The sequence below is a fragment of the Arthrobacter sp. UYNi723 genome, from assembly GCF_054057635.1.
Map to the genome: position 1 here is coordinate 142,876 of NZ_JBSRZM010000002.1, position 24,032 is coordinate 166,907.

The 24,032-nt window shown below is 62.6% G+C and carries 16 protein-coding genes; 3 read left to right on the forward strand and 13 right to left on the reverse strand.

Features of this window, described 5'->3' with window-relative positions:
* Positions 1-3 precede the first annotated feature (3 nt).
* Entirely contained in the window at positions 4-654 is a 651-nt protein-coding gene (rplC, locus tag ACVWY0_RS02570) for a 50S ribosomal protein L3 (protein ID WP_056344391.1), read from the reverse strand.
* A gap of 17 nt (positions 655-671) precedes the next feature.
* Positions 672-980, reverse strand: a complete 309-nt coding sequence (rpsJ, locus tag ACVWY0_RS02575; RefSeq protein ID WP_038464699.1) for a 30S ribosomal protein S10 — start codon at positions 978-980, stop codon at positions 672-674.
* A 476-nt stretch (positions 981-1,456) separates the two neighbouring features.
* Here rpsJ and ACVWY0_RS02580 point away from each other — a divergent pair, with 476 nt between their 5' ends.
* The gene (locus tag ACVWY0_RS02580; RefSeq protein WP_485835290.1) at positions 1,457-2,908 is read left to right on the forward strand and encodes a GH1 family beta-glucosidase; all 1,452 of its coding nucleotides are present in this window, start codon (positions 1,457-1,459) and stop codon (positions 2,906-2,908) included.
* A gap of 6 nt (positions 2,909-2,914) precedes the next feature.
* Here the strand turns inward: ACVWY0_RS02580 and ACVWY0_RS02585 are convergent, their stop codons facing one another.
* The 9 genes from ACVWY0_RS02585 to ACVWY0_RS02625 form a co-directional block, all read right to left on the reverse strand.
* Positions 2,915-3,040 carry a hypothetical protein gene (locus tag ACVWY0_RS02585; protein ID WP_256468624.1) on the reverse strand — a complete coding sequence of 42 codons (126 nt, stop codon included), beginning with the start codon at positions 3,038-3,040 and terminating at the stop codon, positions 2,915-2,917.
* 30 nt (positions 3,041-3,070) lie between these two features.
* The gene (locus ACVWY0_RS02590; RefSeq protein ID WP_485835291.1) at positions 3,071-7,351 is read right to left on the reverse strand and encodes a hypothetical protein; all 4,281 of its coding nucleotides are present in this window, start codon (positions 7,349-7,351) and stop codon (positions 3,071-3,073) included.
* A gap of 156 nt (positions 7,352-7,507) precedes the next feature.
* Positions 7,508-8,698: an elongation factor Tu gene (gene tuf, locus ACVWY0_RS02595; RefSeq protein ID WP_485835292.1), complete on the reverse strand. Its 1,191-nt coding sequence runs from the start codon at positions 8,696-8,698 to the stop codon at positions 7,508-7,510.
* 261 nt (positions 8,699-8,959) lie between these two features.
* Positions 8,960-11,074 carry an elongation factor G gene (gene fusA / locus ACVWY0_RS02600; RefSeq protein WP_485835293.1) on the reverse strand — a complete coding sequence of 705 codons (2,115 nt, stop codon included), beginning with the start codon at positions 11,072-11,074 and terminating at the stop codon, positions 8,960-8,962.
* 69 nt (positions 11,075-11,143) lie between these two features.
* The gene (rpsG, locus tag ACVWY0_RS02605; RefSeq protein WP_011692813.1) at positions 11,144-11,614 is read right to left on the reverse strand and encodes a 30S ribosomal protein S7; all 471 of its coding nucleotides are present in this window, start codon (positions 11,612-11,614) and stop codon (positions 11,144-11,146) included.
* 1 nt (position 11,615) lies between these two features.
* On the reverse strand, positions 11,616-11,990 hold the full coding sequence (gene rpsL, locus ACVWY0_RS02610; protein ID WP_011692814.1) for a 30S ribosomal protein S12: 375 nt from the start codon (positions 11,988-11,990) through the stop codon (positions 11,616-11,618).
* Positions 11,991-12,324: 334 nt separating this feature from the next.
* Positions 12,325-16,224, reverse strand: coding sequence for a DNA-directed RNA polymerase subunit beta' (locus tag ACVWY0_RS02615; RefSeq protein ID WP_485835294.1), 3,900 nt, complete (start codon positions 16,222-16,224; stop codon positions 12,325-12,327).
* Between the two features lie 105 nt (positions 16,225-16,329).
* Positions 16,330-19,839 carry a DNA-directed RNA polymerase subunit beta gene (gene rpoB, locus ACVWY0_RS02620; RefSeq protein WP_058931713.1) on the reverse strand — a complete coding sequence of 1,170 codons (3,510 nt, stop codon included), beginning with the start codon at positions 19,837-19,839 and terminating at the stop codon, positions 16,330-16,332.
* Between the two features lie 297 nt (positions 19,840-20,136).
* Positions 20,137-20,607 carry a hypothetical protein gene (locus ACVWY0_RS02625; RefSeq protein WP_485835295.1) on the reverse strand — a complete coding sequence of 157 codons (471 nt, stop codon included), beginning with the start codon at positions 20,605-20,607 and terminating at the stop codon, positions 20,137-20,139.
* A 224-nt stretch (positions 20,608-20,831) separates the two neighbouring features.
* Between ACVWY0_RS02625 and ACVWY0_RS02630 the strand changes: the two genes are divergently transcribed.
* Both ACVWY0_RS02630 and ACVWY0_RS02635 read left to right on the forward strand, forming a co-directional pair.
* Positions 20,832-22,031: an acetyl-CoA C-acetyltransferase gene (locus ACVWY0_RS02630; protein WP_485835296.1), complete on the forward strand. Its 1,200-nt coding sequence runs from the start codon at positions 20,832-20,834 to the stop codon at positions 22,029-22,031.
* Between the two features lie 33 nt (positions 22,032-22,064).
* Positions 22,065-22,562, forward strand: coding sequence for an aminoacyl-tRNA deacylase (locus ACVWY0_RS02635; RefSeq protein WP_485835297.1), 498 nt, complete (start codon positions 22,065-22,067; stop codon positions 22,560-22,562).
* Between the two features lie 134 nt (positions 22,563-22,696).
* On the opposite strand, the gene rplL is transcribed toward ACVWY0_RS02635, so the two are convergent.
* On the reverse strand, positions 22,697-23,074 hold the full coding sequence (rplL, locus tag ACVWY0_RS02640) for a 50S ribosomal protein L7/L12 (RefSeq protein ID WP_056344416.1): 378 nt from the start codon (positions 23,072-23,074) through the stop codon (positions 22,697-22,699).
* An 80-nt stretch (positions 23,075-23,154) separates the two neighbouring features.
* Positions 23,155-23,754 (reverse strand): 50S ribosomal protein L10, encoded by a 600-nt coding sequence (rplJ, locus tag ACVWY0_RS02645; RefSeq protein ID WP_160673150.1) that lies wholly within the window; start codon positions 23,752-23,754, stop codon positions 23,155-23,157.
* Positions 23,755-24,032 lie beyond the last annotated feature (278 nt).

Below are 24,032 nucleotides of genomic sequence, written 5' to 3' on the forward strand. Positions count from 1 at the left end.
GAACTAGGCTCCCTTCACGGCGGTGCGTACGAGTACGACCTGGCCGCGGGCGCCGGGGACGGCACCCTTGATCAGGAGCAGCGACTTCTCGACGTCAACTGCGTGAACCGTGAGGTTCAGCGTGGTGTGACGAACGGCGCCCATGCGGCCGGCCATTTTCATGCCCTTGAAGACGCGGCTCGGGGTGGATGCGCCACCGATTGAACCGGGCTTACGGTGGTTCTTGTGAGCACCGTGTGAGGCGGGAGCACCGTGGAAGCCGTGACGCTTCATAACACCGGCGAAGCCCTTACCCTTGGTGGTGCCGATAACGTCGATCTTCTGGCCGGCTTCGAAGAGCTCAACAGAAAGCTCCTGGCCCAGCTCGTAAGTGTCAGCATCTGCAGTGCGCAGTTCGACGACGTGGCGGCGAGGCGTGACGCCTGCCTTTTCAAAGTGACCAGCCAGCGGCTTGGTGACCTTGCGGGGATCGATCTGGCCGTAGCCGATCTGAACAGCTACGTAGCCATCAGTGTCTGCGTTGCGCAGCTGGGTGATGACGTTCGAATCTGCCTGGACCACAGTGACGGGGATGAGCTTGTTGTTCTCGTCCCAGACCTGGGTCATGCCGAGCTTCGTGCCCAGCAGGCCCTTTACGTTACGGGTTGCGGTCATAGTCTCTCAGCACCTCCCTACAGCTTGATTTCGATGTTCACGTCGGCCGGCAGGTCGAGACGCATAAGCGAATCAACAGCCTTCGGCGTGGGATCGATGATGTCGATAAGACGCTTGTGCGTGCGCATTTCAAAGTGCTCGCGGCTGTCCTTGTACTTATGCGGAGAGCGGATAACACAGTAAATGTTCTTCTCCGTCGGCAGCGGCACGGGGCCAACTACCGTTGCGCCTGCGCGCGTGACCGTCTCAACGATCTTCCGTGCTGAAACGTCAATGACCTCATGGTCATATGACTTCAGCCGGATGCGGATTTTTTGTCCCGCCATGTCGCCTGACTCTCTTTCAGTTAGTGCTGCTCCCGGTGAGGGCTGCTCTGTTCACTTTCTTGTTGCATGTGGCTGCCGAAGCATTTGAAGTCTGAACTACCACCCGCCGCACAAGCTGAATCCGGATGAATCCGGGTTCCTCAACCTGCCGACGTAACCGACCCCCGCGGTCGGGCGTGTCGCGCTTAGCACGCATACAAATCCGCAGTTCCATGGGGAGTGGGTTATGTTTGGGCTTCCACTTGGACCCTGACACCCGGCATTATCCGGATCGGGACACGAAGAAGCGCTTGAACAACTCATCTAGTATGCCGGATATTATGCCCAGAAGCGAATCTGCCCTAATCTGCGGGCATCGGGCCCCGATGCACCCAACCAGGTAGCGCTAACTGTCGTTCTGAGCCGTCATAACGACAGTTACGGCTACTCAGTTGCTGGTCATTGCCTTCGGCAACATCCGAATGGATGATGGGGGAATGACCGTCGAAGATGACGTTTCCGTCCAGGATCTGGCCGGCCGACTGCCTAGTTCGTTCACGCTGGGAGTTGCTTCAGCGGCCTTTCAGATCGAGGGCGCCCTGTCCGCGGACGGGCGTGGTCCCTCCGGCTGGGATGCCTTCGCGGAGAAACCCGGCGCCATCATCGACGGACACTCCCCCGCGGTGGCCTGCGACCACTACAACCGCTCGCCCGAAGATGTGGCCCTGATGCGGGACCTCGGCGTGGATTCCTACCGCTTTTCCATCTCCTGGCCGCGGATCCAGCCGGACGGCCGCGGCGCGTTCAACAAGCAGGGCCTGGACTTCTACGACCGCCTGATCGACCAACTGCTCGAGGCCGGCATATCCCCCATGGCCACTCTCTACCACTGGGATACGCCCCTGCCCTTGGAGCACCGCGGCGGCTGGATGAACAGGGCCACCGCCGAACGCTTCGCTGAGTACGCAGGCGAGGCCGGCCGGCGTTTTGGTGATCGCGTAGACCAGTGGGTAACCCTCAACGAACCAGCCTCGGTGGTGCTGAACGGCTATGCCCTGGGCGTCCACGCGCCCGGGCGATACCTCCTCTTTGACGCCTTTCCCGCTGTCCACCATCAACTGCTGGCGCATGGCATGGCCACCCAGGCACTGCGGGCGGAAGGGGTCCGCGGCGGAATTGGCGTGACCAACCTGCATTCCCCCGTCCAGCCGGCAACGCGGAAAATTGCCGACAGGGCCGCTGCGAAAGTCTTCGACATTATGCTGAACCGGATCTACGCCGATCCTGTCCTCCTGGGCCGGTACCCCCGCTCCTTGCGGTATGCCAAGCCGTGGCTGCGGTCGTTCGGCAAGATTTCCGACTCCGATCTGCGCACCATCCATCAGCCCGTGGACTTCTACGGCGTGAACTACTACCAGCCCGTGAAAGTAGCAGCCGGGCAGGGCACCGGCGAAGACTTTACGGTGCCAGCGGAAGCCATGGTCCGGATACCTGCCCACCAGGTGCCGTTCGACGAGTACGGCACCACGGGTTTCGGCTGGCCGGTAGCACCGGAGCATCTGGGCATCCTGCTGCGCGAACTAAAGGACCGCTATAAAGGGGACCTGCCCCCGCTGTACATCACCGAAAGCGGCGCCAGCTTCCCGGAGCCCGACCATGTGAGCGGCCCCATCCAGGACCTGGAGCGGATCAATTACATCGCGGACCACCTGCGGCACGCGCTGGAGGCGACGGCACCGGGCGGAATCGCCCACGACGTGGACCTCCGCGGCTATTATGTCTGGACGCTGATGGACAACTTTGAATGGGCCGCGGGGTACTCTCAGCGCTTCGGCCTGGTGCACGTGGATTTCGATACCCTGGAGCGCACACCCAAGGAATCGTTCTACTGGTACCGGGCGCTCAGCCAGGCCCGGAAATCACTGGCCGGCGAAGGCCCGCCCGGCTGAGGCCTGCTATTTGTCCTTGTTTGCCCGGTTGATGCGCTTGGCGCGGTCAATCTCGGTGCGGAAATGCTTCTTGGCCCAGAAAACTCCGGCGACCACGGCGACCACGATGATCAGAAAAATCAGCCATTCCATGATGTACTCCTCTCGCTGTCAGCAACAGTATCAGTGCCGCCGGGAAGGTTCCCTGCCGTCGCGGAACGGCGGGTTGGACTCAGGACCCCGGGTCACCTCTGGTCCCGCCTCCGCCGCCTGACCGGCCGTTCCACGGTTCAGCCGCCAGACGGCAAAGACGATCAGCCCCACAGCGATGAACGCCAACAGCAGGAACGTGTACTGCCGCATGGCCCACAGAATGCAGGCGGCCACCCCTGCCGCGCCCCACCAGACGAAGAGCCGTTCCCCCAGTCCAAGGCCTGCCACGAGCAGCAGGGCGAGGAGCACCAGGACCCACAGGTGCTCCCCACCGTTCCCGCCGAACACTATGCCCAGGCCGCTCAGCGAGAGCAAAACAGAGGCCGCGCCCACCAGGAACCGGCCGGCAGTTTGGTTGCCGGCGAAGTAGCGCAAGCCACCGAGGACAGCGGCCAGGACCACGTACCCCTGGACAACCCAGAACGGACTGGGAAGGTCGGTCAATAGCCGGCCTGTGCGACCTTCAGGCGCGTCCAGTTCGAAGATGGCAGCACGCTGGATGGCTACTGTGAGGAGCAACGCACCCACTTCGAGGGCGATCCGTCGCGCCCTTGCGGGTGCCTCCCTGTAGGACACACCGACGGCGGCGGCCAGCACGGCGGCCGCCGTCCAGGACGTTGCATCGTGCCGGATTCCGACGAAGACCACCAGCACGAGGCCGAGGAAGGCCGCACCGGCAAGCGACCAACGACGCACCGGCTCGGCCTGCAACGGGCCGCTGCGCATGAGCCGCACAGCATAGAGGGCGGCCGAAGCCACGCCCGCGCCGGTCAGCCATGGCAGGAATCCGTCCCAGACGCCGGGGACATCCTGATACGCCTCCGACGCCAAGGCGACGGACCCGCCGAGCGCGGCCACGGCTGCCGGCGGATACAGGACCGGCAGATCCTCGATATGCGACGCGGTAAAGCACACGGCTGACAGGACCAGGACAGCCGCTCCCGTCACCCAGTCGGCCGCCAACGGCGAGATCAGCAGCCCAACACCGGCAAACGAGCCGGCGGTAACCAGCCAGAGCCAGTGCTCGACGTCCGCGTCGCCGGCGGTCTGTTGGTGACCATTCTGCTCGCGCCCGTTCTGAGTGAGCCCGTTCTGCCGGCCCGCGTTCTGCCGGTATCGCAGGATGCCGGCAGCGGTAGCAAGCAGCGCACCACCCAGCAGAGTCAGGGCTGTGCCGGTGTGGCTCAGGACCGCGGTCACAAGGTACGTCCCGCCAAACGTGAACAGCTGGCCCAGGGCGAGCACGCCGAACAGCGCCGCATACACAGCGAAGTAGCGGGCTCCGTTGGCACTGAAGAGTCTCCTCGCCACCACGGCAGAGACCAGCAGCAACAGCAGTTCCAGCAACACCACCCAGCGGCCGCCGTCGTCCTGCGCCAGCAGCCCGACGCCACCCGGCCTCGTCACGTAGACCAGCGGCAGCAATGCTTGCCCGGCCAGCGTGATCCAGACTGCAGCCTGCTGGAAGGGGATGTCAGCCAGCCGTGAGCGCATCATCCAGCGGACGGCATGCTGGGCCGCGAGCGCCAGGGCAAAGGTCACCGAAACCACAGTGGGCGAGGCGGTGATGTCGTAGCTGAGGACCAGTGCGAGGCCTGCCGTCAGCACGCGGGCCGCCACAAAGTACCAGCCCTTCCTGGCACGCTGTTGCTCGGCCACCACCATCAGCGTGGAGTAGACCGCGAAGATACCCAGGATCAGTTCCACCCGAAGTAGATCTCCATCGCTGAAGACCAGCAGCACAACAAATGCAAACGGGGCCAACCAGACTGCACGCGCCACTCTGCGAAGGAAGTACCCCGAGGCCGCAGCGCCTAGGGCCACGAGTCCTGCAGCGGAGGTTTCCTGCCAGTCTGCGGAACCTGACTGCAAGAGGCTGGTAATGCCGGCCAACTGGAGAAGGAGCACTGCGCCCGCGTCAGCAAGAATCCCGCGGGGAGCACGACGGCGCTCCGCAGCAACCGGCGGAAGGCACAGCTGGAGTGCCAGCACGGTCACCAGGACCGTTGCCGGGTGGACCACTTCGTCCGCGATGACCACCGGGCCGCCGTCCCGCTGCAGCTGGTGAAAAACTGTCAGGGCAAGTACGGTGGCTGCCGCCCTGGCGAACCACCAGTAGGCCCAGCGGTGTTGGCGCAGGGGCAGGCGAACCGCAGTGATGAGCAGATATGCAACCACCAACAACAACGCCGCGTTCCCGGCGCCTTGTGAAACGGCTTGGAACGCGACCGTCGCGGCGACCACGCACATACCCAGCGGCAAGGCCTCCCACACCGTTGCAACCCAGTCCGGTTCCGTAGCCGGCCGTGGAACCACCAGGGTTCCGATGACAAAAGCGGCAGCAAGCTGGATGATCACGCAAACGGCTGTCAGGGCGTGGTTCGGCGAGGTCTCAATGAACGGCAGCCCGACCAGAACCAGTGCACCCCCGGCACCGAAGACGCCCAAGGTTGCCTCCGGCGCCAACGTCGGCGCGCCCGCGCGTTCCAGGAGCGCCGTAAGGAGTTGCTGGCCCACGAGTGCCAGCAACAGCGCGAACACTGACGCCTCGGCCCGCCCGGGACCGTCATCCATCACGGCCGCGACAGTTACGGGGACCGCACAGGTGAGGGCCAACCGGGACCCCAGAACCAACCGGCCGCCGAAATCACCTGCCGACAAAACCCCACGGATCGCCCAGAAGCCGGCCGCGGCGAGCAGCATCCCGGCGAGCGGCCACGCGCCCATCGAAGGCGAAACTATGCCGGCCAAGACCAGTGCGGCCACTGGCGCCCATTCGGCCCGGCCAGCCCACTTGGCTGCCAGCACCATGCCCGTGGCCAACGATAAGGCCACCGGCACCCACAGCGGCACCGTAGTACCCGCTGCGACTGAACCGTAGCCGTCCAGAGCGCGGAAGAAGCCGACAGCGGTCGCGTGAACGCTGAACGCCGTGGTGGCAGCGAGTTGCAGAGCAAACGTCGCCCGGGCATCAACCTGCCAGCGTTCTCCAGCGGCGTTTGGGCTGTTGCCGGCGGCGGACGAGCCTGCCTGCTGCTGAGGAAACCAGCCCGTCAGCCTGGCCGACACGAACGCCAGCCCCACTGCCTGGGCGGCGAACAGTACGCCGGCGGCGAGCAGGGCATCGGTCCCCCGGCCGGTCAGGTGCCAGATCTCGACGGCGGCAGCTACAGTCAGGGCGGCCCGTGCCGCATAGAAGTTGATCAGCCGGACCCGCCCCGGAACAGCGGCCATAAGGGCAAAATAGACTCCGCACATCCCGATGACCAGCGCGTACTCAGCTTTGTCCAAGTGCAACGGCACGCAGGTCGCGGCGACGGCAACGGCCGGAACCACCAACGGGTGCAGGACCATCAGCGGCCTGACATAGACCGGCGGCAGCCAACGCGGCCGGGCAAGGGCAATGCCAGTTAGCAGCACGGCGACGGCTATGAGCGCAGCGAAATACCAGACGAGCGCGCCACCCAGGATTGAAACGCCGGAGAACGCTGTGGAAGCCACAAACGTGAAGGAAAGGTACACGAGAACCCTGCTCTCCAGCCGGACCGCCGCCGCAACATAAGCCGCGGTACCGATCAGCGACGTGATCAGCCAGGCAGACGGGCCGTGCTGCAATGCGAAGTTGTACAGTGCCAGGCCGGTCACAGGAACCAGGGCAAGCCCGGTGCCGGTGAACGCCACGGCAGCAGGCTTCAGCCGCGGGACCCGGGCGTGCAGTACAAATCCCGCGCCATAGAAAAGCGCCGTGACTGCGCAGACGCCGGCAAAGCGCAACATGGGCGGAAGGCTGGTGCCGATGAAGAGTGCTGCGGCAGCCACCAGCAGCAGGCTGGCCACGTACAGCGTGATGTTGATGTTCTGCCGGTCCCGCTTTTCACGTCGGGCCTGGCGCTCAGCCGGTGTCTCCGGATATGTCTGGAACGAGGCGGCCGGAGACTGCGGCGGAATCCTCGGTGGCACCGACGCGGTGGGCGACGGCGACGATAAGGGCGCCGAAGGCGACGCCGGCACCAGGGAGATGCTGACGTCGGCGGGCACTGGCGTGGCCGGCGTGGGCACACTGGTGACCGCCGCCGTCGTACGCTGCCCCAGGGGCGGGCCCTCCCCCAGCCGTGAGTCGGCGTCGGCAGAACTTGGCGATTGCGTGGCCCCCGGACTCAGCTGGCCGGACGCCTGAAGCTTGGCCACGGCGTCAAGCCACCCCTGAAGGTGACCGGCGCGGTACCCCGCTTCATATGATTCGTCCCTCACGGCGATCCCTTTCCAAAGGGCAGGCCTGCCTGCACAATTAATCCATTGATTGGATTAATTGTAGCAAAGAACAGCCCCGCTGCACTAGCAGCGGGGCTGTTCCAAACTTCGCGTCAGGCCGTCAGACGGCGATCAGCTCCGTAATCAACAAGTAAATTACTTATTGATCTTGGTAACGCGTCCTGAACCAACGGTGCGGCCGCCTTCGCGGATGGCGAAGCCGAGGCCCTCTTCCATGGCGATGGGCTGGATGAGCGCAACGGTCATCTCAGTGTTGTCGCCAGGCATAACCATTTCCGTGCCTTCCGGCAGGGTGATAACGCCGGTTACGTCCGTGGTGCGGAAGTAGAACTGCGGGCGGTAGTTCGAGTAGAACGGGTTGTGACGTCCGCCTTCGTCCTTGGAGAGGATGTAGACGTTAGCCTCGAAGTCGGTGTGCGGGGTGATGGAACCCGGCTTGACGACAACCTGGCCACGCTCTACGTCATCGCGCTTCAGACCGCGGAGCAGGAGGCCACAGTTCTCGCCGGCCCATGCTTCGTCGAGCTGCTTGTGGAACATCTCGATACCGGTAACCGTGGTCTTCTGGACCGGGCGGATGCCGACGATCTCAACCTCGGAGTTGATGGCGAGGGTTCCACGCTCGGCGCGGCCCGTTACAACGGTGCCACGGCCGGTGATCGTGAAGACGTCTTCGATCGGCATCAGGAACGGCTTGTCACGGTCACGTACGGGGTCCGGAACGGACTCGTCAACGGCTGCCATGAGGTCCTCGACGGACTTGACCCAGATGGGGTCGCCTTCGAGGGCCTTCAGGCCGGAAACGCGAACAACGGGAGCTTCGTCGCCATCGAAGCCCTGAGCCGAAAGCAGCTCACGAACTTCCATTTCAACGAGGTCCAGCAGCTCTTCGTCGTCAACCATGTCCGACTTGTTCAGCGCAACCAGCAGGTAGGGAACGCCAACCTGGCGGGCAAGCAGAACGTGCTCGCGGGTCTGAGCCATCGGGCCGTCAGTGGCGGCAACCACGAGGATTGCACCGTCCATCTGTGCGGCACCGGTGATCATGTTCTTGATGTAGTCAGCGTGACCCGGAGCGTCTACGTGTGCGTAGTGGCGCTTCTCGGTCTGGTACTCAACGTGGGAAATGTTGATCGTGATGCCACGCTGGCGCTCTTCCGGAGCAGAGTCAATCGACGCGAAGTCGCGCTGCTCGTTGAGAGTCGGGTACTTGTCGTACAGCACCTTGGAAATGGCGGCAGTCAGCGTCGTCTTACCGTGGTCAACGTGACCAATGGTGCCGATGTTGACGTGCGGCTTAGTCCGCTCGAACTTTGCCTTTGCCACAGGTTCCTCCTAGAACGTTTTCAAATGACTTACCCTTCAACCGCGCTTATCGCGGCAGAAACTCAGGCAAGTCTACTTGGGGGGCTTTGGATTGGTGAAATTGCAGATTCAGGAACTAATACTAGTCCCTCGAGCCTGTTCGTGCAGATGGCCGGGGCCCGGCTTGACCGGACTGCATCCGACCGGGACCCGGCCACCTGCACCAGGTGAGCTTCCGTCAACCGGAAACGCACCCGAGTTTTTGCTGCGAAAGTCGGAAGACTACTCGCCGCGGTTCTTCTGGATGATCTCGTCGGCAAATGCCTTCGGGACCTCGGCGTAGCTGTGGAACGTCATGGAATACACAGCGCGGCCCTGGGTCTTGGAACGCAGGTCACCGATGTAGCCGAACATGCCGGACAGCGGGACGTGCGCACGGATGACCTTGACACCCTGTGCATCTTCCATGGACTGCATCTGGCCACGGCGGGAGTTGAGGTCACCGATTACTTCACCCATGTATTCCTCAGGGGTGCGGACCTCTACATCCATCAGCGGTTCGAGCAGGATGGGGTTCGCCTTGCGTGCGGCTTCCTTGAAAGCCATACGGCCGGCGATCTTGAACGCCATTTCCGAAGAGTCAACATCGTGGTATGCGCCGTCAATCAGCGTCGCCTTGATGCCAACAACCGGGTAACCGGCCAGGACGCCGTCGTTCAGTGCATCCTGGATGCCGGCGTCAACCGACGGGATGTATTCGCGCGGAATACGGCCACCGGTGACCTTGTTCTCGAACTCGTACAGCTCGCCTTCGGAAGTGTCCAGCGGCCCGATGGCAATCTGGATCTTTGCGAACTGACCCGAACCACCGGTCTGCTTCTTGTGCGTGTAGTCGTGACGCGCAACAACATTCTTGATGGTTTCGCGGTAAGCGACCTGCGGCTTGCCGACGTTGGCCTCGACCTTGAATTCGCGGCGCATGCGGTCCACCAGGATATCCAGGTGGAGCTCGCCCATGCCGGCGATGATGGTCTGTCCGGTGTCCTCGTTGAGGGAGACCTGGAAGGTCGGGTCCTCAGCGGAGAGCTTCTGGATAGCCAGTGAGAGCTTCTCCTGGTCACCCTTGGTGTTCGGTTCGATGGCAACCGAGATCACGGGCTCCGGGAAGCTCATGGACTCGAGGACGATCTGGTTGCTGGAATCGCACAGGGTGTCACCCGTGGTGGTGTCCTTCAACCCGATCGCTGCGTAGATGTGGCCGGCGGTAGCGCCTTCAACAGGCATTTCCTTGTTGGCGTGCATCTGGAACAGCTTGCCGATGCGCTCCTTCTTGCCCTTGGTGGAGTTGACCACCTGAGCACCAGCTTCGACGTGACCGGAGTACACGCGGATGAAGGTGAGCTGGCCGAAGAAGGGGTGCGCAGCAATCTTGAACGCCAGAGCCGAGAACGGCTCCTCGGAGGAAGGCGCGCGCGTGAGTTCCTTCTCTTCGTCGCGAGGATCGTGACCGATCATCGGCGGGACGTCGAGCGGGTTGGGCAGGTAGTCAACCACGGCGTCAAGCATCGGCTGAACGCCGCGGTTCTTGAACGCGGAGCCACAGAAGACCGGGTAGAGCTCAGAGTTGATCGTCATCTTGCGGATGCCGGCCTTGAGCTCATCGACGGTGAGTTCTTCACCCTCGAGGTACTTCTCCATGAGCTCTTCGGTAGCGTCAGCCACCGTCTCAACGAGGGCAGCCCGGTATTCCTTGGCCTTCTCCAGCAGATCCGCGGGGATCTCCTGGACCTCGTACTTGGCACCCATGGTGACGTCACCCTTGGAGTCGCCCGGCCAGACCAGCGCACGCATTTCCAGGATGTCGACGACGCCGACGAAGTCGTTCTCGGCACCGATCGGCAGCTGCATAACGAGCGGCTTGGCACCGAGGCGGCTGATGATGGTGTCTACCGTGTAGTAGAAGTCAGCGCCGAGCTTGTCCATCTTGTTGACGAAGCAGATACGCGGAACGTTGTACTTGTCAGCCTGGCGCCAAACGGTCTCAGACTGGGGCTCGACACCTTCTTTACCATCGAACACGGCAACGGCGCCGTCGAGGACGCGCAGTGAGCGCTCAACCTCGACGGTGAAGTCAACGTGGCCGGGGGTGTCAATGATGTTGATCTGGTTGTTGTCCCAGAAGCAGGTCACGGCGGCAGACGTGATGGTGATGCCGCGTTCCTTTTCCTGTTCCATCCAGTCAGTCGTCGAAGCGCCGTCGTGCGTTTCGCCGATCTTGTGGTTCACACCTGTGTAGAACAGAATGCGCTCGGTGGTGGTGGTCTTGCCAGCATCGATGTGAGCCATGATGCCGATGTTGCGGACCTTACTAAGGTCTGTAAGCACGTCCTGTGCCACGGTGTCTCCCTTTCGGATGGACTACGCGTTCGCCGCCGGCTCAGTCGAGCCGGCGGCGTCCGGGAAGTATTACCAGCGGTAGTGTGCGAAGGCCTTGTTGGACTCGGCCATCTTGTGGGTGTCTTCGCGACGCTTCACAGCGGCACCGAGACCGTTGGAGGCATCCAGGATTTCGTTCTGGAGGCGCTCGGTCATGGTCTTTTCACGGCGGGCCTTGGAGTAGCCAACCAGCCAACGCAGGGCGAGGGCGGTGGAGCGGCCCGGCTTGACCTCAACCGGAACCTGGTAGGTAGCGCCACCAACGCGGCGTGAGCGGACCTCGAGGGAAGGCTTGACGTTCTCCATGGCCTTCTTGAGGGCTGCTACGGGGTCGCCGCCGGACTTGGCGCGGGCGCCTTCGAGGGCACCGTAAACAATGCGCTCTGCGGTGGACTTCTTACCGTCAACCAGCACCTTGTTGATCAGCTGGGTAACCAGCGGGGAGCCGTAAACGGGATCTAGTACGAGCGGCCGCTTGGGGGCCGGACCCTTGCGAGGCATATTACTTCTTCTCCATCTTTGCGCCGTAACGGCTGCGTGCCTGCTTACGGTTCTTCACACCCTGGGTATCGAGGGCGCCACGGACGATCTTGTAACGGACACCGGGGAGGTCCTTCACGCGACCGCCGCGAACGAGCACAATGGAGTGCTCCTGCAGGTTGTGGCCGACACCGGGGATGTAAGCGGTAACTTCAACGCCACCGTTGAGGCGCACACGTGCAACCTTACGAAGAGCCGAGTTCGGCTTCTTGGGGGTGGTGGTGTAAACGCGGGTGCAGACACCGCGGCGCATCGGGCTGCCGTTAAGCGCGGGAGCCTTGGTCTTTTTGACCTTAGGCGTGCGGCCCTTGCGGACCAGCTGGTTAATCGTAGGCACTCTCGTGTTCTCCGTTGGTTTGATCTCTACCTTCACGCTCAGGCGCCAGCCTGAACACAATGGTTTTGGCGTTGTTCCTTGCAGCTGCGGCCTCTGGAAACTTGCGTAGGCGTGCAAAAGCGTGGCATTCGTTGCGCACCTTACCCGCAACCCGGAAACAAGCTCCACCCAGCATCATGAGAACAAAACCAAAATGATGCTGCGGCGGCCTTCATCCACTGCCACACAGAACAATTAGACAAAGTTTAGCACGGCTGGACCCGGGCCCTTAATCGGGTGTAGACGAAGGGCCCCGCCTCCACCAAGTGGAAACGGGGCCCTTCAACGCAATCGACTAGCGGAAATCGTTGCCGAGATCGTAGTCATCCAGCGGGATGGCGTGGAACTCAGGAGCTCCGTCGCCGCCCAGGGAGTCGTACGAGAAGTCACTGAATGCGCTGGGGCCGGTGAACAGGTTGGCCTTTGCTTCCTCAGTGGGCTCCACGGTGACCTCGGTATAGCGCGGGAGACCCGTGCCGGCCGGGATCAGCTTACCGATGATGACGTTCTCCTTGAGGCCGAGCAGCGGGTCGCTCTTGCCTTCCATGGCCGCCTGCGTCAGGACGCGGGTGGTCTCCTGGAAGGAAGCTGCGGACAGCCAGGACTCGGTGGCCAGGGACGCCTTGGTGATGCCCATGAGCTCAGGACGTCCGGAAGCCGGAGTCTTGCCCTCGGACACAACGCGGCGGTTGGCCTCCTCGAAGCGGCTGCGCTCGGCGAGCTCGCCGGGGAGCAGATCCGATTCGCCGGATTCGATGACCGTGACGCGGCGCAGCATCTGGCGGACGATAACCTCGACGTGCTTGTCGTGGATACCGATGCCCTGGCTGCGGTACACACCCTGAACCTCGTCCACCAGGAACTTCTGCGCGGCACGGGGACCCATGATGCGCAGAACCTGCTTGGGGTCCACCGGACCGTTGATGAGCTTCTGGCCTACTGTGACGTGCTCGCCATCCTCGATGAGGAGGCGTGAACGGCGCAGTACCGGGTAGGCGATCTCTTCAGAGCCGTCATCCGGGGTGATGACCAGGCGCATCTGACGCTCGGACTCTTCGATGGCGATGCGGCCGGCTGCTTCAGCAATCGGTGCGACACCCTTCGGAGTACGGGCTTCGAAGAGCTCCTGGATACGCGGCAGACCCTGGGTGATGTCTTCTCCACCGGTAGCGGAAACAGCACCACCGGTGTGGAACGTACGCATGGTCAGCTGGGTACCGGGCTCACCGATGGACTGTGCGGCGATGATGCCGACAGCCTCGCCGATGTCCACGGTCTTGCCGGTTGCCAGCGAACGGCCGTAGCACAGGGCGCAGGTGCCGACGCTGGACTCACAGGTGAGTACAGAGCGGACCTTGACCTCGGTGATGCCGGCTGCGAACAGCTCAGCTATAACGACGTCGCCGCAGTCGGTGCCGCCGGCTGCAAGGACATTGCCCTTGGAGTCCACAACGTCAACAGCGAGCGTACGAGCGTAGGCGCTGTTCTCGACGTTCTCGTCCAGGACCAGCTCGCCGTTGGCGTCCGGCACGGCGATTGGCGTAACCAGGCCGCGCTCGGTGCCGCAGTCCTCTTCGCGGACGATGACGTCCTGCGACACGTCCACCAGCCGACGGGTCAGGTAACCCGAGTTGGCGGTACGCAGCGCGGTGTCAGCCAGACCCTTACGGGCACCGTGCGTGGCGATGAAGTATTCCAGCACCGACAGGCCCTCGCGGTAGGAGGACTTGATGGGACGCGGGATGATTTCACCCTTGGGGTTGGCCACCAGGCCACGGATACCCGCGATCTGACGAACCTGCATCCAGTTACCACGTGCACCGGAGGACACCATACGGTTGATGGTGTTCATCGGCGACAGGTTGTCACGCATCACCTGGGCAATCTCGTTCGTTGCCTTGTTCCAGATCTCGATCAGTTCCTGGCGACGCTCGTCGTCGTCGATCAGGCCCTTGTCGTACTGGCCCTGGATCTTGGCAGCCATGATTTCGTAACCGGCGAGGATCTTCGGCTTGTCCTTGGGTACCTCGATGTCCGAGATGGCGACGGTAACGCCCGAGCGGGTGGCCCAGTAGAAACCGGCATCCTTCAGGTTGTCCAGCGTTGCCGCCGTGACCACCTTCGGGTAGCGCTCGGCGAGATCGTTGACGATCGTGGACAGTTCGCCCTTGTCCGCAACGTTCTCAACCCACGGGTAATCCGCCGGCAGCGTCTGGTTGAAGATGACCTGTCCCAGGGAGGTCTGGACGATCACCGGCTGGCCGGCTTCCCAGCCTTCCGGAGCTTCCCAGCCCGCGTACGGAACGAAGCCTTCGAGACGGATCCTGACCTGCGAGTTCAAGTGCAGCTCGCGGAGGTCGTAGGCCATGATGGCTTCGGCAACCGAGGAGAAGACGCGTCCTTCGCCAGCTGAACCGACACGCTTGGTGGTCAGGTGGTAAAGACCGATGATCATATCCTGCGAAGGCAGGGTGACCGGACGGCCGTCGGACGGCTTCAGGATGTTGTTCGAGGACAGCATCAGGATGCGTGCCTCAGCCTGGGCCTCGGGGCTCAGCGGCAGGTGGACTGCCATCTGGTCGCCGTCGAAGTCAGCGTTGAAGGCGCCACAAACCAGCGGGTGGAGCTGGATTGCCTTACCTTCAACAAGCTGCGGTTCGAACGCCTGGATGCCAAGACGGTGCAGGGTAGGTGCACGGTTGAGCAGCACCGGGTGTTCGGTGATGATCTCTTCCAGCACGTCCCAGACCTGCGGACGGTAACGCTCAACCATACGCTTGGCCGACTTGATGTTCTGGGCGTGGTTGAGGTCAACCAGGCGCTTCATCACGAACGGCTTGAAGAGCTCCAGCGCCATCTGCTTGGGCAGACCACACTGGTGCAGCTTCAGCTGCGGGCCGACGACGATGACCGAACGGCCGGAGTAGTCAACGCGCTTGCCGAGGAGGTTCTGGCGGAAACGACCCTGCTTGCCCTTGAGCATGTCGCTCAGGGACTTCAGCGGACGGTTGCCAGGACCGGTGACCGGACGGCCGCGACGGCCGTTGTCGAAGAGGCTGTCAACAGCTTCCTGAAGCATGCGCTTCTCGTTGTTGACGATGATCTCCGGGGCACCGAGGTCAAGCAGGCGCTTGAGGCGGTTGTTGCGGTTGATCACACGACGGTAGAGGTCGTTGAGGTCGGAGGTCGCGAAGCGGCCACCGTCCAGCTGGACCATCGGGCGCAGTTCCGGCGGGATCACCGGGACAGCGTCCAGCACCATGCCGAGCGGGCTGTTGTTGGTGGTCAGGAACGCGTTGACCACCTTCAGGCGCTTCAGGGCACGGGTCTTGCGCTGGCCCTTGCCGTTGGCAATGATGTCGCGCAGGAGGTCAGACTCGGCCTGCATGTCGAAGTTCTCAAGACGCTTCTTGATGGCTTCGGCACCCATGGAGCCTTCGAAGTACATGCCGTAGCGGTCGCGCAGCTCGCGGTAGAGGCCTTCGTCGCCTTCGAGGTCTGCGACCTTCAGGTTCTTGAAACGGTCCCAGACCTGCTCGAGGCGCTCGATCTCGGCGTCGGCACGCTTACGCACGTTGGCCATCTGACGGTCCGCGGAGTCGCGGGCCTTCTTCTTATCGGCAGCCTTGGCACCTTCACCTTCGAGGCGCGCGATCTCGTTTTCGAGGTCACGGGCGATCGTGGCGATGTCGGAGTCACGGTTGTCGATCAGCTGCTTCTTCTCGATGTCGTGCTCAACCTGCAGGTTGGGCAGTTCCTCGTGGCGGCTGTCGGCGTCGACGCTGGTGATCATGTAGGCAGCGAAGTAGATGACCTTTTCGAGGTCCTTCGGTGCCAGGTCAAGGAGGTAGCCCAGACGTGACGGAACACCCTTGAAGTACCAGATGTGCGTGACGGGGGCGGCCAGCTCGATGTGGCCCATGCGCTCACGGCGCACCTTTGCACGGGTGACTTCAACGCCACACCGCTCGCAGATGATGCCCTTGAAGCGCACGCGCTTGTACTTACCGCAGTAGCATTCCCAGTCGCGGGAAGGGCCGAAGATCTTCTCGCAGAAGAGGCCGTCCTTCTCGGGCTTGAGCGTGCGGTAGTTGATGGTTTCCGGCTTCTTAACCTCGCCGTAAGACCAGCCACGGATGTCATCCGCGGTGGCGAGGCCGATCTGCATGAGGCCGAAGGAGGATTCGCTGGACATATGGTCCCTGTTCTCTCTTGTTCTCTAAATTCTGAAGTCTTGGTTACGGGAAGAGGGAGGTGATGTCCGACGGCGGGTGGTCACCCGCCGTCGGACATCAACCTGCTAAACCTCTTCTACGGAACTGGGCTCTGCACGAGACAGATCGATGCCCAGTTCTTCCGCAGCCGTGAAGACTGCGTCATCAGAGTCACGCATTTCAATTGTGGTTCCGTCCGTGGAGAGTACTTCCACGTTCAGGCACAGCGACTGCATTTCCTTGATCAAGACCTTGAAGGACTCAGGAACGCCCGGCTCGGGGATGTTCTCGCCCTTGACGATTGCTTCGTAGACCTTGACACGACCGTGGATATCATCCGACTTGATGGTGAGGAGTTCCTGGAGCGTGTACGCGGCGCCATAAGCTTCCAGCGCCCACACTTCCATCTCACCGAAGCGCTGGCCACCGAACTGTGCCTTACCACCCAGCGGCTGCTGCGTGATCATGGAGTACGGGCCAGTGGAACGGGCGTGGATCTTGTCGTCCACCAGGTGGTGGAGCTTCAGGATGTACATGTAGCCGACCGAGATCGGATCCGGGAACGGCTCGCCGGAGCGGCCGTCGAAGAGGCGGGTCTTGCCTGAGGAGTTGATCAGGCGGTCGCCGTCGCGGGTGACGTTGGTGGAGTCCAGCAGACCCGTGATTTCCTCTTCACGGGCGCCATCGAACACCGGCGTTGCAACAGTGGTCTGGCCACTCTCGCGCGGCAGGTTCGGCAGCTGCTTCATCCACTCGGGCTCGCCTTCGATCTTCCAACCGGTCTTGGCAACCCAGCCGAGGTGCGTTTCGAGCACCTGGCCGACGTTCATACGGCCCGGAACACCCAGCGGGTTCAGGACGATATCAACGGGGGTACCGTCGGCAAGGAAGGGCATGTCCTCGATCGGGAGGATCTTGGAAATAACGCCCTTGTTGCCGTGACGGCCGGCGAGCTTGTCGCCGTCGGTGATCTTGCGCTTGGCGGCCACGTAGACACGCACCAGCTGGTTCACGCCCGGGGGCAGTTCGTCGTCATTGTCGCGGTCGAAGACGCGGACGCCGATGACGGTGCCGGACTCGCCGTGCGGAACCTTCAGGGAGGTGTCGCGCACTTCGCGGGACTTCTCACCGAAGATGGCGCGCAGCAGGCGCTCTTCCGGGGTCAGTTCGGTTTCACCCTTCGGGGTGACCTTTCCGACCAGGATGTCGCCGGCTTCAACTTCGGCACCGATGTGGATGATGCCGCGCTCGTCCAGACCTGCCAGGACTTCCTCGGACACGTTGGGGATGTCACGGGTGATTTCCTCGGCGCCAAGCTTGGTGTCGCGGGCATCGATCTCGTGCTCCTCGATGTGGATGGAGGAAAGAACGTCCTCGGCAACAATGCGCTGCGAGAGGATGATGGCGTCCTCGAAGTTGTGGCCTTCCCATGACATGAATGCCACGAGCAGGTTCTTACCGAGGGCGAGTTCGCCCTGGTCCGTTGCCGGACCGTCGGCGATGATGCCGCCGACCTCGAGGCGCTGGCCTTCGTTCACCAGGACACGGTTGTTGTAGCAGTTGCCCTGGTTGGAGCGTGCGAACTTGTTGATGCGGTAGTTGGTTTCCGTACCGTCGTCGTTGAGCATGATGACGAGCTCAGCGGAGACCTCGGTAACCACACCGGCCTTCTTCGCGATGGTGACATCACCGGCGTCGACGGCGGCGGCGCGCTCCATGCCGGTGCCCACGAACGGGGCCTCGGAACGGACCAGCGGCACGGCCTGGCGCTGCATGTTGGCACCCATGAGTGCGCGGTTAGCATCGTCATGCTCGAGGAACGGGATCAGGGCCGTAGCCACGGACACCATCTGGCGCGGGGAAACGTCCATGAACTCGACCTCGCCGGCGGGAACGAGCACAGGCTCGCCTCCACCACCACGGGCGCGGACCAGGACGGTCTCTTCGGCGAACTTCTTGTTCTCATCCAGCGGAGCGTTGGCCTGTGCGATCAGGACCTCTGCCTCGTCGTCGGCCGTGAGGTACTGGACCTCATCGGAGACAACGCCTTCAGCGACGAGACGGTAAGGGGTCTCGATGAAGCCGAACGGGTTGATGCGGCCGTAGGATGCCAGCGAACCGATCAGACCAATGTTCGGGCCTTCAGGGGTTTCGATGGGGCACATACGTCCGTAGTGGGACGGGTGAACGTCTCGAACTTCCATGCCTGCGCGGTCACGGGACAGACCACCCGGGCCAAGCGCGGACAGACGGCGCTTGTGGGTCAGACCCGACAGCGGGTTGTTCTGGTCCATGAACTGTGACAGCTGGGAAGTTCCGAAGAACTCCTTGATGGCTGCAACGACAGGGCGGATGTTGATCAGTGTCTGCGGCGTGATGGCCTCGACGTCCTGGGTGGTCATCCGCTCGCGGACAACGCGCTCCATACGGGACAGGCCGGTGCGGACCTGGTTCTCGATGAGCTCGCCGACGGCGCGGATACGACGGTTGCCGAAGTGGTCGATGTCATCGATCTCAACGCGCAGCTCGTGGTCCTGGCCGTCGCGCTTGCCCGTGAGGGTCTTCTCGCCGGCGTGCAGGGCAACCAGGAACTTGATCATGGCCACGATGTCTTCAACGTGCAGGACCGAAGCTTCCTTGTCGCCAAGGGAGCGGTCAATGCCAAGCTTGCGGTTGATCTTGTAACGGCCAACCTTGGCCAGATCGTAGCGCTTGGAGTTGAAGTACAGGTTGTCCAGGAGGGACTGGGCAGCCTCGACTGTGGGCGGCTCGCCCGGTCGCAGCTTCCGGTAGATGTCCAGCAACGCGTCTTCGCGGGTCTCGGTGGCGTCCTTCTCCAGCGTTGCGCGCATGGAGTCGTACTGGCCGAACTCTTCGAGGATCTGGCCTTCGGTCCAGCCGAGGGCCTTCAGCAGAACGGTGACGGACTGCTTGCGCTTGCGGTCGAGGCGAACGCCGACCTGGTCGCGCTTGTCGATCTCGAGTTCAAACCATGCACCGCGGGACGGGATGATCTTGGCAGTGAAGATGTCCTTGTCACTGGTCTTGTCGGCGGTGCGCTCAAAGTAGGCGCCCGGTGAACGGACCAGCTGGGAGACGACCACACGCTCGGTGCCGTTGACGACGAAGGTGCCCTTCTCCGTCATGAGGGGGAAGTCGCCCATGAACACGGTCTGCTGCTTGATTTCGCCCGTGTTGTTGTTCATGAACTCGGCCTTGACGTACAGCGGTGCCGAGTACGTTGCGTCCCGGTCCTTGCACTCGGCCATGGTGTACTTCGGGTCAGCGAACTCCGGATCGGAGAAGCTCAGGGACATGGTGCCCTGGAAGTCCTCGATCGGGGAGATCTCTTCAAAGATGTCCGACAGTCCGGACGAGGTGGCGACGCTGAGATCGTTTTCTTCGACGGCCTTCGCTACGCGCGCCTGCCAGCGTTCGTTTCCGACCAGCCAGTCGAAGCTGTCCGTCTGCAGGGCAAGGAGATTCGGAACGTCCAGCGGTTCGTGAATCTTTGCGAATGAGAGCCGGCGAGTGGCACCATCAGTGCTGTCGGCGGTGTTAGCGGTTTCGTTATTAGAGGTGCTCGAGGCGACCAAGAGGGATCCTTCCACAGACCTTCAGGCGTTTTCAGATCTCCCCCGCTGTGCACCCTGCGGAATGACTCCGCAGTGCTACCATCCGGTTCCGCTATATGACCCGGGCCGGGGCTTTCCATCCAATGACGTTGTTGACGGCACGTTGATGGTCAGCTGCCAGGCAAAGCCCACCGCTATATGAAGGCTGAAGGTAAACAGGGAAGACGCAAATATCTACGATACGGCAAAACCAATTACGTGTCTACCCCACAACCGGACTTATTGCAAGCACTGATTTTTTTGGTACCGGAAGCGGCATCAGAGCCGGAGCGTAACGTCCTCAGCCGTGCAGGCCTGGGCGTTGGCGAAGACAGCATCACGCACACCATCCTTGGAAGCCTGCTCGGGATCGCCGCCGCTTTTCGCGGCCGTGGAGTGGTCAAGAGCGAGGACGCTGAGCGAGGTAAACAGTCCCACCAGGTTCCCCGACACCGTGTCCTTGGCGTCCTGCGCGGCAAAGTAGATGTCCTCGTAGGCGTTGGAATCATCCTGGATGGCCTTGTAGTCGGCGTAGAGCGAGTTGAACGTCTCGCAGGCTCCCTTAACACCACCGGCCTGGGGCGCTGCTGACGGACTGGAAGAGCGCGACGGCGACGCGGTGGAAGGTGCGGAGGTGGACGCAGTAGGGGCTGCTGCTGATGAAGTGCTGTCCGGCGCAGGAGTGGCAACGCTGCAGGCGGTGAGTCCGGCGAGGCTGCCCATGGCTGCCGCGGCGAGGATTTTCTTCAAGATGCTGCTGCTCCCTGTTTTGCGTTGCTCTGTTGCTTTCGTCTTCGCCGTCCACCCTACGCACTGCCGCGAGCACGCGCACATCCGGCGGATGGGTAGTTCTCCCCTAGTGGCCACGGCCCGCACGAATGGAATCATCGGCGCCTCTGAGGCGTTTGGATAAATAGGTGACAGGCCTCACGGTAGCCTTGGAAGTACATCGATTCAGAGCGGAAGAGATCACAATGGGCAACTCCAACGACAACAATGACGTGGTCATCCTGGCCGGTGCGCGTACACCGCAGGGCCGGCTCAACGGGCAACTGGCGAGCTTCACCGCCGTCGAACTCGGAGCCCACGCGATCAGGTCCGCGATTGCCGCGAGCGGCGTGGAGGCCGGCCAGGTGGACGCCGTCATCATGGGCCAGGTACTGCAGGCCGGTGCCGGGCAGAACCCCGCGCGCCAGAGCGCCATCGGAGCTGGAATCGGCTGGAACGTTCCCACGGTCACTATCAACAAGGTGTGCCTGTCCGGGCTGACCGCGGTGATCGACGCCGCCAGGATGATCCGCAGCGGCGACGCCACGGTGGTGGTGGCCGGCGGCCAGGAATCAATGACCCGTGCGCCCCACCTGCTGCCGGGTTCCCGCCAGGGCTGGACCTATGGCGCCATCCAGGCGCTGGATGTCGCGGCGCACGACGGCCTCACGGATGCGTTCGACGGCCAGTCCATGGGCCTGTCCACCGAAGCCAAGAACCTGACGCTGGGCATCGACCGGACCTCGCAGGACAACGTGGCCGCCCACTCGCACCAACGTGCGGCGCTGGCGGCGAAGAACGGCGTCTTCGACGACGAGATCGCACCCATCAGCGTCAAGCAGCGCAAGGGCGATCCCGTCGTTGTCGCCACCGATGAAGGCGTACGGCCCAACACGTCCATCCAGTCCCTGGCCGGGCTGCGGGCAGCCTTTGTCAGCGACGGAACCATCACCGCAGGCAACTCCTCCCCCCTGTCCGACGGCGCCTCCGCACTGGTGCTGGCATCGCGCCGGTTCGCGGAGGAGAACGGTCTGGAATACCTGGCTGTGGTGGGGAAGCCCGGACAGGTTGCCGGTCCGGACAATTCCCTGCATTCGCAGCCGTCCCACGCGATCATGAACGCACTGCAGCGGGCGGAATGGAGCACCGCGGACCTGGACTTCATCGAAATCAACGAAGCGTTCGGTTCGGTCGCGGTGCAGTCGCTGAAGGACCTGGACTACCCGCTGGAGAAGTGCAACATCCACGGCGGCGCCATTGCCCTCGGCCACCCGATCGGTGCATCCGGTGCGCGCTTGGCGCTGCACGCGGCCCATGAACTCAAACGGCGCGGCAGCGGTAAGGCCGCGGTCTCCCTGTGTGGCGGCGGCGGCCAGGGCGAAGCGCTCCTGCTGTACCGGGACTGATAGTGGGCACGGAATAATGGTGGGCAGGAACTGATGGTGGGGCAGGTCCACAACACGAGCGCCGCCGTCGGACGTCAGCGTTTCCTTGCCGACGCCGCCGCGCGCGGGCTGGACGTGCAGCTGGTGGAGCGGCTGGCCGCGCGGAGCCTCGAGGAGGCTGCCGGGATCCTGGGCATCACGCCCGCGGACATCGTGAAGTCCCTGGTGGTCAAGCACAAGGACGGGACGTTCCTGTTCGCGCTGATTCCGGGCGACCGGCAGATCTCCTGGCCAAAACTGCGGACCCTGGTGGGCGTCAACAAACTCTCGTTGCCGCCCGCGGACGTGGCGCTTGGTGCGACCGGCTACGAACGCGGGACCATCACCCCACTCGGCAGCACCACCGCCTGGCCGGTGTACGCGGACGCCACCATTGCCGGCCGCCGGATCTCCATGGGCGCCGGCGAACACGGCTACAGCGCGTTTGTGGACGCCGATGCGCTCACCGCAGCACTGGGCGCCCTCGTCGCCGATATCTCCGAACCGAACTAGGCACCACACCCAAGTAGGTCGCACTAACTGTCGTTATGAGCGCTCAAAACGACAGTTAGTTCGACCTACTTGGGTTAAATGCAGGAAAACCCCGCCCACCGAAGTGGACGGGGTTTTCCGTGAAGCGGCGTGAGTTACTTGAGGGTAACGGTTGCGCCGGCAGCCTGGAGCTGCTCCACTGCCTTTTCGGCAGCTTCCTTGGTGACGCCTTCGAGGACAGCCTTGGGGGCGCTGTCAACAACGTCCTTAGCTTCCTTCAGACCCAGGGAAGTGATTGCGCGAACTTCCTTGATCACTGCGATCTTCTTTTCGCCAGCTGATTCGAGGATAACGTCGAATTCAGTCTGCTCTTCAGCTTCTTCAGCGGCGCCGCCACCGGCGGGGCCAGCAACAGCAACTGCAGCTGCAGTAACTTCGAAGGTCTCTTCGAAGAGCTTGACGAACTCGGAGAGCTCGATGATGGTCAGTTCCTTGAAAGCTTCAATGAGCTCTTCGTTGGTGAGCTTCGCCATGGTGTGGCGTCCTTCCTATAGGTGGTGCTTGGCGGCCTGGGCCATTGCCTTCACACCGGAGTCTGGTGGGTGAAGAGAAACTAGTTCTCTTCGGCAGCGGGTGCTTCGGCGGGAGCCTCTGCAGCTGCTTCGGGGGCTTCGTCTGCGGCCGGAGCTTCTTCCGCGGCAGGAGCCTCGGCAGCTGCCGGTGAACCGTTCGCTTCTTCGAGCTTGAGGCGCAGTGCGTCAATGGTGCGTGCAGCGGCGGCAGCAGGAGCCTTGAGGATGCCTGCAACCTTGGCGAGCTGCAGCTCGCGGGACTCGAGTGCTGCCAGGGCAGCGACTTCGCTCGCGTTCAGTGCCTTGCCCTCGAAGTAACCGGTCTTGATGACCAGCTGCTTGTTGGCCTTGGCAAAATCCGTCAGGCTCTTGGCAGCAGCAACTGCGTCACCCTTGATGAACGCGATCGCAGTAGGGCCGGAGAGCTGGTCGTTGAATGCTTCGACACCAGCTTCCTTGGCTGCAATAGCGGTCAGGGTGTTCTTGACGACCGAGAACTTGGTGTCCTGGCCGAGAGAAACACGCAGCTGCTTGAGCTGTGCAACGGTGAGCCCGCGGTATTCGGTCAGGACAGCGGCGTTCGATTCCTTGAAATCGTTAGTGATCTCAGCTACTGCTGAAACCTTTGTAGGCGTTGCCATAACCCTCCTTCCGGGGATAGTGCCGGTATGCGACGGTCCCCGCTCAGATGAGCTAAAACTAAAAAACGCCCCGCGCAGATGCACGGGGCTTGGCTCAACACGGCTTTCACTGTGGAGCGTTGCTTCGTTCACCTGCGCCGGCCGCCCTATGTTCAGGGTCCTTCGTCCAGAAATACATTTTGGCCTCCCGCACGCAACTGCAGAGTTGAGCTGCGTTCAGGAGAATGGATTTCCAACAACCGACGGTCTTTGGTACTTCAAGCTTACGGGACCGGCCG

Bases quoted from the DNA above. Each gene is read 5' to 3' on its own strand.
- ACVWY0_RS02615 (WP_485835294.1), bottom strand. From the start codon at position 16,224: ATGTCCAGCGAATCCTCCTTCGGCCTCATGCAGATCGGCCTCGCCACC.
- ACVWY0_RS02635 (WP_485835297.1), top strand. From the start codon at position 22,065: ATGGTGGGGCAGGTCCACAACACGAGCGCCGCCGTCGGACGTCAGCGT.
- rplL (WP_056344416.1), bottom strand. From the start codon at position 23,074: ATGGCGAAGCTCACCAACGAAGAGCTCATTGAAGCTTTCAAGGAACTG.
- rplJ (WP_160673150.1), bottom strand. From the start codon at position 23,754: ATGGCAACGCCTACAAAGGTTTCAGCAGTAGCTGAGATCACTAACGAT.
- rplC (WP_056344391.1), bottom strand. From the start codon at position 654: ATGACCGCAACCCGTAACGTAAAGGGCCTGCTGGGCACGAAGCTCGGC.
- ACVWY0_RS02630 (WP_485835296.1), top strand. From the start codon at position 20,832: ATGGGCAACTCCAACGACAACAATGACGTGGTCATCCTGGCCGGTGCG.
- rpsJ (WP_038464699.1), bottom strand. From the start codon at position 980: ATGGCGGGACAAAAAATCCGCATCCGGCTGAAGTCATATGACCATGAG.
- ACVWY0_RS02580 (WP_485835290.1), top strand. From the start codon at position 1,457: ATGACCGTCGAAGATGACGTTTCCGTCCAGGATCTGGCCGGCCGACTG.
- rpsG (WP_011692813.1), bottom strand. From the start codon at position 11,614: ATGCCTCGCAAGGGTCCGGCCCCCAAGCGGCCGCTCGTACTAGATCCC.
- ACVWY0_RS02585 (WP_256468624.1), bottom strand. From the start codon at position 3,040: ATGGAATGGCTGATTTTTCTGATCATCGTGGTCGCCGTGGTCGCCGGA.